Here is a 14,104-nt window from a genome sequence, read left to right on the forward strand (position 1 = left end):
GGGAGCCGCCTGGGAGGGGAATGGGTCCAGGTTCCCATCGCGGACCGGGTCCATCGCGTGCGCGTCGAACCGAGTCTGAAAGGGCGCCCTGGGATCAAAAGAGTGGGGAAGATCATGAAGGATATGTCAGGTTCCCGACCTTCGTGTTCCTTTTCTTCTCTAATTCATCGACTACATCACCTCGCGATATAAATACGCGAATCAACCAGATCCATAAGAAGCACAAGGAAATTGAGAGACACTAAGTAAAAAAATTGATGATTGATAGATCGTGTATGAACAGACGCTAGGATCACCTTTTGTCCCCCCACCAGGGCGATCTATCCCTACTACCCTGGGCCTCACGGCACTCGGAGGATCGGGCCTCCCGATACGGGCCAGGCTCTGGGATGAGCCCTGTTCATTATTTTTTCGAGCGCCGTTAACGGATCTTCCCGATTCACAAGGCTCGCTCGACTCCAGGCAAAAGAAACGGGCCCTTGCGGGCCCGTTTCTTTCGCAACCTGCGTTCCGGTTAGAACTGGAACTTCAGGCCGAACCGGTAGCGACGGCCGATCTGCCAGTTGTTGGCCTGGCCGTAGTTGACCGCGGCGGTTCCGCTCTGGTCGGTGGCCTGCTCGAACACCCCGGTGGCGTAGCGGGTGTTGAACGCGTTGAACATGTCCACGCTGGGGATCAGCTTGTACTTCTTGCCGATCTTGTAGGTCCAGTCGAGGTGCAGATCCACATTGTTGAGGGCGGGCGTGCGGCCATACTGGCCCAGCTGGCCGTGGGCGGGCACCGCGTTGCCGTAGCCGCCGATGTCCAGGGAGCTGCCGCTGCCGGGAGCGTTGCCTTCGCTCGTGGAGCCGTCATCGAAGAGGCTGACGGGGGTGCCGCTCTGGTAGGTCCAGTTGGCGCCCACATTCAGATCGCCGCCGAAGAAGTCGAAGCGGTGGCTGGCGAAGAGCTTGACCACATGGGTGCGGTCGTTGGGCAGCAGGCCGTAGCCCACATAGGGGTAGTAGTCGAAGGAGGCGGTGATGTTGCCGTCCGCCTGACCGTTGGAGCTGGACACCACGCCCTCGTAGTTGCCTTCCAGACGGCTCCAGGTGTAGCTGAAGCTGAAGACATCGCGATCGGTCTTCTTGTCCAGGGTGAAGTCCACGCTGGCGTACTTGTTGCCGGCCTTGGTGAAGCCGGTGTTCTGCACGGTGAAGAGCCCGGTGGCGGGGTTGTAGTACTGCAGCATGTTGATGCCGTAGTTGTTGATGCCGTAGCCATTGGGGTTGGCGGCACCCAGACCCAGGAGGTAGAGGGTCATGCTGGCCGGGTTGGGGCGCCACTGCTGGAAGGCACCGGGGTTGCCGATGACCGCCGCGCCGGCGCCGCCGGTGGGCACGCCACCGGAGTAGGAGAGGGTCGGGCCCTCATCGTAGGGATTGCCCGCGTTGTCGGTGAACACCATGTCTTCCATGGGGTTCTTCAGCTCGCGGTACTTGGCGTGGACGCCTGCGGTCCAGCCGCTGGCGAAGGTGTGGTCGAGGCCCAGGGTGTACTCGTTGCGCTGGGGCAGCTTGATGTTCTCCGCGATGGGATCGAAGCTGAAGGGCGTGGCGAAGTCCGTGATGCTGCTGGGCGTCGGATTGGTGATCGCGTAGGCGCCGGTGGCCGGGTTGTAGGTGGACCGGGCGGTGCTGTAGCGGTAGCGGAGGTAGACCTCGTTCGCATAGACGCGGATGGCCATGCGCTGGGGGATGGATTCGAAGTACCGGGCGTAGCTGCCGGAGACCTTCGTCTTGCCGTCCTGGTTCACATCGTAGGTGAAGCCCAGGCGGGGCTGGAGCTGGTCATTGAAGTTGCTGAACTTCATGAAGCTCTTGTCGTGCAGGTCGCGCTGGTCCTGGATCTCGTAGCGGGCGCCATACATCAGCTTGAGGCCGTTGCCCACATCCCAGGTGTCCTGGGCGTAGAAGGCGGTGAAGATGGCCTTCACGGTGGCGTTGGTGCTGAGGAACTGGCGGTCCACGCCGTTGAAGGCCCCAGCCGCGGTGGCGCGGATGGTGACGCGCTCGCCGCCGGAGGTGGAGGCGACCTCGGTGTACTTGGATTCCACCTGCGACACGCCGAACTTCATGTTGTGGGTGCCCAGGAACCAGCTCAGGTCGGCCCGGAACTGGGTGGTGGCCACCTTGTCGAGGGTGGGGTTGTAGCCCCCGCCGCCGGAGCGGAAGGCCTGGCCTGCGAGGTCGGGGCGCGTGGCGCCGCCGGGGCCGCCGGGCTGGAAGTACATGTTGTCCGTCACCGCGATGTGGGTCGAGTCCGCGGGGGCGTAGTCGTCCTTGAACTCGGTGGAACCGAGCTTGGCGCTGAAGAACAGGGCCGGGGAGATGGTCCAGTCATAGTTGATGACGAAGTTCTGGACGGTGTTCTTGTCGGTGTAGCCCGTGTTTCCGTCGCCGTTGACGGGCCGCCGCACGGGGTAGTCGTCCTTGGTGTCGTTGATGTTGGCCGCGAAGGTCAGCTGGTGGTCCTGGGTGATGTACCAGTTGATCTTGGCCAGGGCCTGGAGGGCGTTGATCTTCCGGTCGCCGTCCCGCTGTCCGGTGTTGTTCGGATCGCCACTGGGGGACTCGGTGATATTGGCGTCCACACCGGCGAAGAAGAACAGCTTGTCCTTGAGGATGGGGCCGCCGATTTCGGCGCCGACATCGTAGCGGCTGTTCACATTCTGGGTGACGGGCTTGGCGTACTGGCTCTTCTTGGCGACGGCCTGGATGCCGATGGCGTCCCAGGTCAGCCAGGTGGAGCCCTTGATTTCGTTGGTGCCGGACTTGGTCACGGCGTTGAACACGCCGCCCAGGGCGCTGAACTCGGGCTTGAAGCCACCGGTCTGGATTTCCACCTGGTCGATGAAGTCCGTGACGAGCTGGGTGCCCTGGAAACCGCGGCTGGAGTTCGTGGTGGACAGACCATCCACGATGTAGGCGTTCTCCGCGCCGGAACCGCCACCGATGGACGGGTCATTGCGGCCGGCGAACCCGCCCGCCACCACGCCGGGGGCCAGGAAGGCGATGGAGCTCATGTCGCGGCCCTTGGGGATCGCGGACAGGGTGTCCATGGAGGTGGTGAGGCCGGTCTGGGTGGTGGTGGTGTCCACGGTCGTCGTGGTGCCGAGCACCTCGACCACGGTGGCCGCCTCGCCCGCCATCTTGAAGGTCACGGGCTGGGTCTGGTTCACCAGGACGGAGATGTTCTGGGTGATCTTCTGGAAGCCGCCCTTGGTGACTTCGACAGTCCAGGCGCCGGGGTTCAGGAGGCCCATGCGGAAGCTGCCGTCCGTGCCGGTGATGTAGGTGCGGGAGGTCTGAGAGGAGCTCAGGCGTACCGTGGCGCCGGACAGAGGTGCGCCGCCCTTGTCGGTGACAATGCCTGACACCGCGCCGGTGGTGGCCGTCTGCGCATGCGCGACGATGCCGCCTCCCGCGACGATGGCGGCGGCGGTAAAGCCGAGCCGACTGAGGACTCGATTCATAGAGACTCCTTTGGAAATAAGGCGGCAAGGCCGCGCAGAACGGGATGGAAGACCGAAATACAAATGTCGCCACAGCAAACCTGCTGTAGCGACGCGTCGGGAAATGAGATGGCCAGGCAAAGAACGGGGAAGTGTCGAAAGAATAGGGCAGGTTCCCCGGAGTTTACAAACAATTTCATCCTAGTCATGAACAAGATGCCTCGAAAGTTGAGGCTTCATGGGATGGGCGTACATAAGAAAAGAGGCCCTTTCGGGCCTCTTTTCTTAGTACCGGGGCGCTTAGAAGCGGAAACCGGCGGAGGCAGTGATGGTGCGGGCCGTGCCATAGGTGGAGGCCGACTTCAGGTCCGTACCGAAGGTGCTGGAACGCACCCAGGGGGAGTTCACGCCACCGGTGGGGGTGCCGTAGGTGCCCGTGGCGGCCGCGTAGGCGGTGCCGAAGAGAACCTGCTGCTGGTGGTTGAACACATTGCCGATGACGATCTTCCCGAAGGCGGTCACATCCTTGCCGGCCACCTTGAAGAGCGGGAAGTCGTGGGTGACGGCCAGATCCAGGTAGGCCTGGGCGTTGTAGACGCCCGCGCCGCGGGTCTGATCCATGTACTGGGTGCCCGTGGTGCCGAACTGCGAGGAGATGGTGGGGCCGCCCAGGCGCGCGCGGGTGATGCTGCGCGTGTTGCTGTAGTGGGCGCCGGAATCGAAGCGGTAGACGAGACCCACGGAGGTCTTGCCCCACTGGTTGTTGCTGGTGCGGTTGCCGGTCAGGCGCATGCGGAGGGGGTTGTGGCCCGTCAGGTAGCCGTAGGGGGCCGTGTCCTGGTTGTTGTAGAGGGTCACATTGTCCTGCACATTGAAGCGGTTGATGCCTTCACCGCGAGCGGGGGTGCTGGTGCCTTCACCCTCGTAGTTGCCCTTCAGCTCGCTCCAGGTGACATTGCCACCGAAGTTCCACTGGTTGCGGTTGAAGTTGCCTTCGATTTCCAGGCCCTTGTACTTGCGCTCGGCATCCGGGTTGTTGTCCCAGACATTAATGTAGACGGGCGTGCCCGTGGGATCGTTCACGGTGCCCTGGTTGCCGATGCTGTAGTCGATGAGGTTCTTCCACTTCTTGGAGACCGCGGTGACCTTCACATAGCCGTCGCCGATGCCGGCGAAGTTGAAGCTGTAGGCGTAGTTCAGCTGGATCTCATCGACCGTGGGGGCCTTGAGCTTGTCGCTGAGACGGACATTCAGCTTGGGATCGTTGTAGTAGACGATGCCGGACGCGGTCATGTCGTAGTTGGCGAGGTTCTGGAGGCTCGCGAAGCTCTGCGCGCCGGCGGGGCCAATGTAGGCGTAGTCGATCTCAGTCGGGTTGCCCTGGCTGGTCACGGAGTTGGTGATGCCCTCGAGCACCTTGGCGTTGTAGCGGGCGAAGCTGGCGCCCACGATGTGCTTGCTGTCGCCGAAGATGTCGTACTTGGTGCCCAGGCGGGGCGAGAGGCCATTGGCGCCGGCGGTCTTGGAGCCGCCCTCGTTCTTGGCTTCGTACTTGTCGAAGCGCAGGCCCAGCTGGAAGTTCCAGTGCTGGTCGAGGCTCCACTTGTCGTTCACATAGAGGCCGTAGGAGTCGTTCTTGGCCGAGCCGGAGCCGCTCTGGTAGGCCCAGATGGCGGAGCCCCAGGCGGTGCGGTTGACGAGGTTCATGCCGATGACTTCGATGATGTAGCCCGTGGGGGTCTGCTCATTCTTGGCCGTGCGGGTGCCCTCGTAGTAGTCGACGCCGAAGTCGGTCTGGTGGCTGCCGGCGGCATTCCAGAACAGGCTGGCCTTGAAGTTCAGCGTCTTGTTGTCGCGCTGATCGCCGCCGTCTGTGTTGTTGAAGATGCCGTTGTTGTAGAAGAAGCCGTTGTCCACGAGGTAGAAGGGGCTCTGGCCATTGGCGGAGCCGCCGGCGGAGAGATTCTGCTTCTTGCGGCCGATGCGGGTATCGGTGGTGAAGTTGCTGCTCCAGGCCGCGCGCCAGGCGACATTCGCGAACTCGGAGGTGCTGACCTGCGGCACCAGGGAGAGCAGCTCACCAGCGGAGTAGTTCCGGTTGGTGTCGTCGATGCGGGCGTTCATGAAGGAGGCGATGACCGTGTGGTCCTGGTTCACGGACCAGGTCAGCTTGGCCTGGCGGCGGATTTCCTTGGTCTGGGTGACATAGCCCGCGCCGAGGCCAACGGCCGGGTTGTTGGCGGTGCCGCCGACGCCGAAGGCGTCCGTGATGTTCGCGGAAATGGTTCCGGCCGTCGAACGGTCGGTCTTGAAGAAGGAGGCCGCGAACCAGAGCTTGTCCTTGAGGATGGGGCCGCTCAGGAAGATGGTCTTCTCTTCATTGAGAACATTGTTCAGGGCGGAACGGTTCTGGTAGGGCTGGGTGGCATTCCAGGAGGGGTTGCCGAGTTCCCAGCGCAGGGAGCCGCTGAACTCGTTGCTGCCGGAGCGGGTGATCGAGTTGATGACGCCGCCTTCCACATCGCCGTACTCGGCGGACATGGCGCCGGTGACGACCTGGGTCTCCTCGATGGCGTCATCGATGGTGCGGACGCCGCGGTTGTTGTAGGCGTTGTCGGCCACATTCTGGCCGTCCAGCAGGTAGAGGTTGCCAGAGGTCATGGCGCCGCGGATCTGCACGCGACCGCCCACGCCGGAGGTGACGCCGGGGGTGAGGAGGGCGACGCCTTCCATCGTGCGGGCGTTGGGGAGCAGATCGACGGTGTCGTTGCGGAAGTTGGTGGCGGTCTTGACATCGGTCTTGTCGACGGCAGGAGCGGCCGCGATCACTTCAACCACGGCGCCACCGCTCTTGGCGAGGGTGATCTTGGGGCTGAAGGTCTGGTCGATGCCGAGCTGCTGGGTGATCTTGCGGGCGTCCATGCCCTCCTTGGTCACATCGATGGTGTAGAAACCGGGAGGCAGCAGGCGGGCGATGAACTTGCCCGAGGCATCCGTGCTGTAGGTGCGGACGCCCTGCAGGGCAGGGGAGGTCAGGCGGACGGTGGCGCCGGCAATGGGGGCGCCAGCGGCGTCCTGCACCGAGCCCGTGACATTGGCGGTCTGGGTGCCCTGCGAATACAGCGCTGCCCCGCCCAGGGCGATGAGGGCCGTCAGACGGCCCAGGCGGTTGTTCAAGAGATGCATAGCATCCTCCAGAAAGTCGGGGGCCCGAATGCGGGAGGCCCCGAGGTAAAAAAAGCGGTGCCTATATCAAAGGATGTAGGCGAAGCCACGACCAGGGGTGGGAGTGGGTGGCAGTTTTTGGATTCAAGCTGGAAAAGATCGAATGGGACAGTCGCGTAACATTAGCAGAACAGGCGGGGAAATTCTCGGGTGGCCGAAAATTCCGGGAACTATCCCCTCAGATGTAGCATTCGCGGATGGTTGTTTTGGGCAACATCGGCTTGCGAGGGTTGCGGGAAAGCCAGTCTACGCCAGGACCGGCGGGAATGGATCGCATCGGAGGGGGTGGCGAAGCCCGACCGGGCCGCCTGGCCACAAACGCAAGACGAGGCCCTTGCGGGCCTCGTCTTGGCGTGGGTACCGGGTCGCTTAGAAGCGGAAGCCGGCAGAGGCAGTGATGGTGCGGGGGGTGCCGTAGTAGGTGTAGGCGGGAGAGGTCCCGAAGGCGGCGTTCCGGACCCAGGGGGAGTTCAGACCCCCGGTCGGGGTGTTGAAGGTGCCCGTGGCCGCGTTCCAGCTCGTGTTCCAGCTGGCGAGCTGCTGGTGGTTGAACACATTGCCGATGACGACCTTTCCGAAGGCGGTCACAGCCTTGCCTCCCACCTTGAAGAGGGGGAAGTCGTGGGTGATGGCCAGATCCAGGTAGGTCTGGGTGGGGAAGACGCCGGCGCCGCGCGTCTGGTCCATGTACTGGGTAGCCGAGGTGCCGAACTGGCTCGAGATGGTCGGGCCGGCGAGGCGGGCGGGGGTGATGGAGCGGGTGTTGCTGTAGTGGGCGCCGGAATCGAAGCGGTAGACCAGGCCGACCGAGGTCTTGCCGAAGTCGTTGTTGAAGACGCGGCTGGCGGTCCAGCGCATGCGGATGGGCACATGGGTGGAGAGGTAGCCTTCAGGGGTCGTCCACTTGTTGTCGTAGAGCGCGACGCCGTTCTGGACATTGAAGGAGTTCAGGCCCGCTCCGGCGCCGGGGCTGCTGGTGCCTTCACCCTCGTAGTTGCCCTTGAGGGAGCTCCAGGTGGTGCTGCCCACGATGCTCCACTGGTTGATGTTGTAGTTGCCCTCGATTTCCAGGCCCTTGTACTTGCGGACCGTGTCGGAGTGGTTGTCCCAGGTGCGGACATAGATCACCGCGCCGAGGGGATTCGTCACGGTGCCGTTGTTGCCGACGCTGTAGTCGATGAGGTTCTTCCAGTTCTTGGTGACGCCGGTGATCCGCACATAGCCGTCGCCGTTGGAGCCGTAGTTGAAGGAGTAGGCGTAGCTGACCTGGGCCTCGTCCACCGTGGGCGCCTTCATGTTGGCGCCCAGCCGGACATTCAGCTTGGGGTCGTTGTAGTAGGTGATGCCCGCGGCGGTGAAGTCGTAGTGGGAGAGGTCCTGCAGGTAGGTCAGGGACTGGGGGCCGGGCGCACCGATGTAGGCATGGTCGATCTCGGTGGGGTTGCCCTGGCTGGTCACCCGCGTGGTGATGCCTTCCAGCACCTTGGCGTTGTAGCGGGCGAAGCTGGCGCCGAAGATGTGCTTGCTGTCGCCGTTGAGGTCGTATTTCACGCCCAGGCGGGGCGAGAAGCCGCTGGCGCCGGCGGTGGAGCTGCCGCTCTCATCCTTGGCGTTGTAGCGGTCCCAGCGCACGCCCAGCTGGAAGTTCCAGTGCTGGTCGAGGCTCCACCGGTCGTTGACATAGATGCCGTCGGATTCGTTCTTGGCCGAGCCGCTGCCGCTCCGCCATTCCCAGATGTCGGTGCCGAAGGCCTGGCGGGTGTTCAGGTTGAGGCCCCGGACGCCGACGGTGTAGCCGGTGGGGGACTGCTCGTTCTTGGCTTGGCGCTTGCCCTGGTAGTAGTCGATGCCGAAGTCGGTCTGGTGGCTGCCGGCGGCATTCCAGAACAGGCTGGCCTTGATGTTCAGGGTCTGGTTGTCGCGCTGGTCGCCGCCATCCGTGTTGTTGAAGATGCCGTTGTTGCTATAGCCGCCTATGCCGTAGGTGTAGAAGGGGCTCTGGCCGTTGGCGGAGCCGCCGGCGGAGAGGTTCTGCTTCTTGTTGCCCATGCGCACTTCAGAGGTGAAGTTCCCGGTCCAGGCCGAGCGCCAGGACACATTCAGGAACTCGGAGGTGCTGAGCTGGGGCACCAGGGCGCGGAGCTCCGCGGCGGAGTAGTTGCGGTTGATGTCGTTGATGGCCGCGTTCATGAAGGAGGCGATGACCGTGTGATCCTGATTCACGGCCCAGGTCAGCTTGGCCTGGCGACGGATTTCCTTGGTGTTGGCGGTGTAGCCGGCGTTCAGGCCTTCGGGGCCGTTCAGGTTGGTGCCCACGGGCCAGAGGTTGTTGACATCCGTCTGGTTGTAGGAGATGGCGCCCGAAGTGGAGGAGTCGGTCTTGAAGAAGGAGGCCGCGAACCAGAGCTTGTCCTTGAGGATGGGACCGCTCACGAACAGGGTCTTCGTCTCGTTCAGCACATTGTTGATGGCCGTGCGGCTCTGCAGGGGGGCCGTGGCGTTCCAGGAGGCGTTGCTCAGCTCCCAGCGGAGGGAGCCGGAGAACTCGTTGCTGCCCGAGCGGGTGATGGAGTTGATGACGCCGCCATCCACATCGCCGTACTCGGCGGACATGGCACCGGTGACGACCTGGGTCTCCTCGATGGAGTCGTCGATGGTGCGGACGCCGCGGTTGTTGTAGACATTGTCCTCGATGTTCTGGCCGTCCAGCAGGTAGAGGTTGCCGGAGGTCATGGCGCCGCGGATCTGCACGCGGCCGCCCACGCCGACGGTGACGCCGGGGGTGAGGAGGGCCACGCCTTCCATCGTGCGGCCGTTGGGCAGCAGGTCGATGGCGTCAGCACGGTAGTTGCTGGCGGTCTTGATGTCGGTCTTGTCGACGGCGGGAGCGGCCGCGACCACTTCCACCACGGCGCCGCCCGCCTTGCTGAGGGTGACCTTGGGGCTGAAGGTCTGGTCGATGCCCAGCTGTTCGGTGATCTTGCGGGTCTCCAGGCCTTCCTTGGTGTACTGGATGGTGTAGAAGCCCGGAGGCAGGAGGCGGGCGATGAACTTGCCCGAGGCATCCGTCGTGTAGCTGCGCACGCCCTGCAGGGCGGGGGAGGTGAGGCGCACGACGACGCCGGCGAGGGGGGCGCCCGCGGCATCCACCACCGTGCCGGTGATGTTGGCGGTCTGGGTGCCCTGTGAGTACAAGGCCGCGCCACCCAAGGCGATGAGGGCCGTCATGCGGCCCAGGCGGTTGTTGAGCAGATGCATCGCATCCTCCAAAAGGTCGGGATTGAAGGGGAGATCCCGAAAAAAACAAATTTCCAGCCTGGTGTTGGGCTAATGCAGCCCTCCAGATGCGCTTGGCATCTGAGGCTGGGCTGAATTCATGGATCAAGATCGAAGGGAACTGGAAGGTAACCTTACCAGAACCGGGGTGCCAATTCCCGATTCCCTGAAAAAGTTGGGAACCATCCGTCCGGGCGGCGCATAAGCCCCTGCCCTGATGCAGGCGGGCTCAGCAGCCGATGGTGTCCAGGAGCCAGGGGGAGGAAGCGGGTGCATCCTGCGCCCATACAAGGGTGGACAGGTATAATTCCGGCTTTATGGACTGATTTGCTTTGGCGAGGACCTGGAACAGGGGATCGCCCTTGGCTACCTTCTGTCCAACGGCGACCTGGACCCGGATGCCGACCCCGAGGTCGAGGACATCGTGGCGGTCCTTCCGGCCGGCGCCGAGATCCATGGCGAGGAGCCCGAGGGCCCGTCCGTCGATGGCCGAGATGTACCCGTCCCGGTCGGCCCGGACCTCAACGGTCTGGCCGGGCTGGGGCAGGCGGCTGAAGTCGTCCAGGGCCGTCGCGTCGCCCCCGTTGAGGGCCACGAACCGCCGCAGGGTCTCCAGGGCGGAACCATCCTGGAGGCTGGCCTGGACCTTGGCCTGGGCCTCGGGCAGGGTCCGGGCGGCGCCGCCCATGATCAGCATCTCGGCGGCCAGGCGGAAGCTCATCTGGGCCAGCTCGGACTCGGCGTGCCCGCCGCGGAGGATCTCCACGGACTCCATGACTTCGAGGGCGTTGCCGATGGCCCAGCCCAGGGGCGCGTCCATGCGGGTGATGAGGGCGCGGATCTGCATGCCGTGGGCCGTGCCGACATCCACCATGCTCTGGGCCAGGGTGCGGGCATCGTCGAGCGTCTTCATGAAGGCGGTGGCCCCGCACTTCACATCGAGCACCAGCGCATCGGCGCCACCCGCCAGCTTCTTGGACATGATGCTGGCGGTGATGAGGGGGATGCTCTCGACCGTGGCCGTCACATCCCGCAGTGCGTAGAGCTTCTTGTCCGCGGGGGCGATGTCGCCGGTGGGCGCCGAGTTGGCGAAGCGGGTCTCCCGCAGGCTCCGGATGAACTCCGCATCGGTGAGCTCGACCTTGAGGCCGGGAATGGCGGCGAACTTGTCGATGGTGCCGCCGGTGTGGCCCAGTCCGCGCCCGCTGAACATGGGGCAGGGCACGCCGCAGGCGGCCACGATGGGGCCGAGGATCAGGGTGGTCTTGTCGCCGACGCCACCGGTGCTGTGCTTATCCACCTTGATGCCCGGCACGGCGGACAGGTCCATCCGGATGCCGGAATCGCGCATGGCCAGGGTGAGGGCCAGGGTCTCCTCGGTGGTCATTCCGCGCCAGCAGATGGCCATGAGGAGGGAGGCGCTCTGTTCGTCGGCGATGCTGCCGTCGGCCGCGCCCTTCACCCAGAAGGCGATCTGCTCCTGCGACAGGGCTCCGCCCAGCTTCTTGGTGTAGATCAGGTCGTACATCCGCATGGGATGCCCCCTCTGGTGATTCGCGTCAGATGCTCTGGACCAGGCGCTCCATGGCGTCCGCATCCCCGCGGCCCTTGAAGCGGGCCTTGTATTCCGTCAGGTCCTTCAGGGCCTGGGCGCGGTCCCCGGCGAGACGATCCGTTTCCAGCTGGCTGGACCAGAACGCCTCGGCCCAGGGCTCGCCGGGCTGGGCTTTGGCGCGCAGGGGGTCGAGCTGGAGGCGGGCGGCGGGAGCCTGGCCCAGGGCGATGGCCCGCTGGGCCAGGCGGATGTGCGTCCAGGCATCGTCGGCGGCGACCGGCGCCGGTGCCTTGCCGTCCAGGGCCAGGCGCCAGGTGGCCAGCAGGCCCGCCGAAGCGGCCTTGCGGGAGGAGGGGGCTTCCGCCACCAGGGTCTCCAGGCGGCCGAGGCGCTCGCGCATGCGCTTCTCCACCTCGGCAGGGGGCAGGGGCGTGATGCCATCCCCCTCGACTTCCATCTGGAGCGCGGACAAGGCGGCCTCGTGCTTCTCGGCGGCCTGGGTCCGGTAGGCGCTCCAGGCGCCGTAGACCAGGCCGAGGGCGATCACCGAAACGACGCCGATGAGGATGGGCTTGAGCAGGCCGCCGTCTTCCTTTTCGCCCTGGCCCAGCTTGGTCTGGAAGTGGGCCAGGCTCTGCGCAGGCTTCTGGACCTGGATCTCGCGGTCTTTGGTGACACGGGCCATGGTGAACCTCTTCTTCCGAGCAGTACTCGAACCATAGAGGATGCACCAATCCCCTCCCTCCCCGCACTTGAAAATGCGCGCCTGGCTGGTATCCTGGACCTTCCTGCCTGGGTAGCTCAGTTGGTAGAGCAATGGATTGAAAATCCATGTGTCGGCGGTTCGATTCCGTCTCCAGGCACCACACAACGCCCTGATCCTTCAACGGTTCAGGGCGCTTCCATGTTCGGCCAAGCCGGGAGGACCGGAGCGGTTCCCACCTGATCCCGCTTTCCGTCATGGTTTCAGGGTTCGCCGCGTCGAAGAACTGCTGGCCCTGAGCCTGCGGCGCTCGGGAAAGCGCAGAGCCGGCTTAGCCGGCTCTGCGATGAGGGTGGGTCCTCGCTCCGATTCAACGCACGGCGGCCAGGGCGTTCACGCGACCTCGTCTCGAATAGGGATCGGCACCCGGCGCGAGGATATCCTCGGCGCTCTGCTCGATTCTGCGCTTCAGCTCGGCCGGTGATAGCTTTCCGTATTTGCCGACGATCAGGGCCGCCACACCGGAGACATGCGGGGCAGCCATGGAGGTTCCGGCGGCGAAAAAGTAGCCGGTGGCGCTTCCCGGGCTGATCACCATGTCGAGGGGATAGCTCGAGGCGTTGACATAGTCGCCCCCGGGGGCGGCCACGCTCACCACGGATTGGCCGAAGTTCGTGTAGGAGGCTGGCCGGTCGAAGTCGGCCAATCCGTTCGGCCCGGTGGCGGCGATCGCCATGCCGTGGCCCGACTGCGCCGGAATGGACCAAAGGCGGCTGTTGAGATCGACCCCGTCATTGCCCGCGGCGCTGACGCACAGGGTGCCTGCGGCGGTGGCGTGGTTGATGGCCCGGTTGAGGGCGGCGATCAGCGGGCCGGCCCCACCGCCGCCGGCGTTGATGCGATCGAAGGCGGTACCCAGGCTCATGTTGATGACATCGGCCTGAACGAGGGGACCCGAGGCGTACATGAGCCCTTGGATCAACCACGAGAACGATCCGCTTCCGGATTCCCCAAGCACCTTCACGGCCACGATCTCGGCCTCCGGTGCTACGCCCTGGATGCCGCGGTTGTTGATGGGGGCGGCGATGATGCCGGCCACATGGGTGCCGTGGTTGAAGCCCGCCAGCTTCGGCACCACGCCCTCACCGGGAACGAAGGAGGCACTGAGGCTCCAGTTCAGATTGGGGCTGATGTCTGGATGATCCTTCCAGATCCCGGAATCGAGCACCGCCACCCGAGCCCGCTTGACCCCATGACCCCGGTCTCCGTTGAGCGCCGCCTCGTCGGCCTTGATCTGCCGAATGTTCCATTGGTACCCCCCATAGGGCTCGGAGTTGACGCCAAGCGCCTGGAGGTCGGATGCGGAGGCTTCGATGGCCTTCTCGTTGTTGATCCACTGCACCTCGATGTCCTCGGCGGCCTGCTGCACCCGATGATCGGCGCTGACGATGGCCAGGAAGTCCGGGTTATCGGAGGCTGCCAGCACCACGCCGATGTCGTGGATCCGCCCGGTGACCGTGGCGCCCGCACGGGCCATCAGGTCGTCCAGGTCGGCGCTCCCGGGCCCCCGGCCCTTGGCCAGGATCAGATAGTTGTGCAGCGGACCCGCCGCGAAGGCAGCGTCGCCCGACAGGGCAAGGACGCCGAGCAGCGCCATCGAGAACTTGTTCATCACCGATCTCCTTCATCGAGCCGTCGGCGAGCCGACCGCGTGGTTGGGTGGATGGAAACAAGAACTTGCAAAAGTAAAAGGCGGACCAATCGTAATGATTGTTTTTTCTGATGTCAATTCATGACTTTTAAGTTGCCTATATGGTGTGGATTTGGCCTCAATGGGCTTCGGTCTCTCACC

At 64.3% G+C, this 14,104-nt stretch carries 6 protein-coding genes and 1 tRNA gene; 1 reads left to right on the forward strand and 6 read right to left on the reverse strand.

Going from position 1 to position 14,104, the window contains the following annotated elements:
* Positions 1-514 precede the first annotated feature (514 nt).
* From QUD34_RS00890 to QUD34_RS00910, 5 genes are all read right to left on the reverse strand, one after another.
* Complete coding sequence (locus tag QUD34_RS00890; RefSeq protein WP_286354701.1) at positions 515-3,514, reverse strand: TonB-dependent receptor; 3,000 nt, start codon at positions 3,512-3,514, stop codon at positions 515-517.
* Positions 3,515-3,793: 279 nt separating this feature from the next.
* Positions 3,794-6,679 carry a TonB-dependent receptor gene (locus tag QUD34_RS00895; protein WP_286354702.1) on the reverse strand — a complete coding sequence of 962 codons (2,886 nt, stop codon included), beginning with the start codon at positions 6,677-6,679 and terminating at the stop codon, positions 3,794-3,796.
* 408 nt (positions 6,680-7,087) lie between these two features.
* Entirely contained in the window at positions 7,088-9,976 is a 2,889-nt protein-coding gene (locus QUD34_RS00900; RefSeq protein WP_286354703.1) for a TonB-dependent receptor, read from the reverse strand.
* A gap of 247 nt (positions 9,977-10,223) precedes the next feature.
* Positions 10,224-11,528, reverse strand: coding sequence for a thymidine phosphorylase (locus QUD34_RS00905; RefSeq protein WP_286354704.1), 1,305 nt, complete (start codon positions 11,526-11,528; stop codon positions 10,224-10,226).
* 25 nt (positions 11,529-11,553) lie between these two features.
* On the reverse strand, positions 11,554-12,234 hold the full coding sequence (locus QUD34_RS00910; RefSeq protein WP_286354705.1) for a hypothetical protein: 681 nt from the start codon (positions 12,232-12,234) through the stop codon (positions 11,554-11,556).
* Positions 12,235-12,339: 105 nt separating this feature from the next.
* Here QUD34_RS00910 and QUD34_RS00915 point away from each other — a divergent pair.
* A tRNA-Phe gene (locus QUD34_RS00915) sits at positions 12,340-12,415 on the forward strand.
* A gap of 207 nt (positions 12,416-12,622) precedes the next feature.
* Here QUD34_RS00915 and QUD34_RS00920 read toward each other — a convergent pair.
* Positions 12,623-13,924 (reverse strand): S8 family peptidase, encoded by a 1,302-nt coding sequence (locus QUD34_RS00920; RefSeq protein ID WP_286354706.1) that lies wholly within the window; start codon positions 13,922-13,924, stop codon positions 12,623-12,625.
* Positions 13,925-14,104 lie beyond the last annotated feature (180 nt).

The sequence above is a fragment of the Geothrix oryzae genome (assembly GCF_030295385.1).
GTDB classification, from domain to species: Bacteria; Acidobacteriota; Holophagae; order Holophagales; family Holophagaceae; genus Geothrix; species Geothrix oryzae.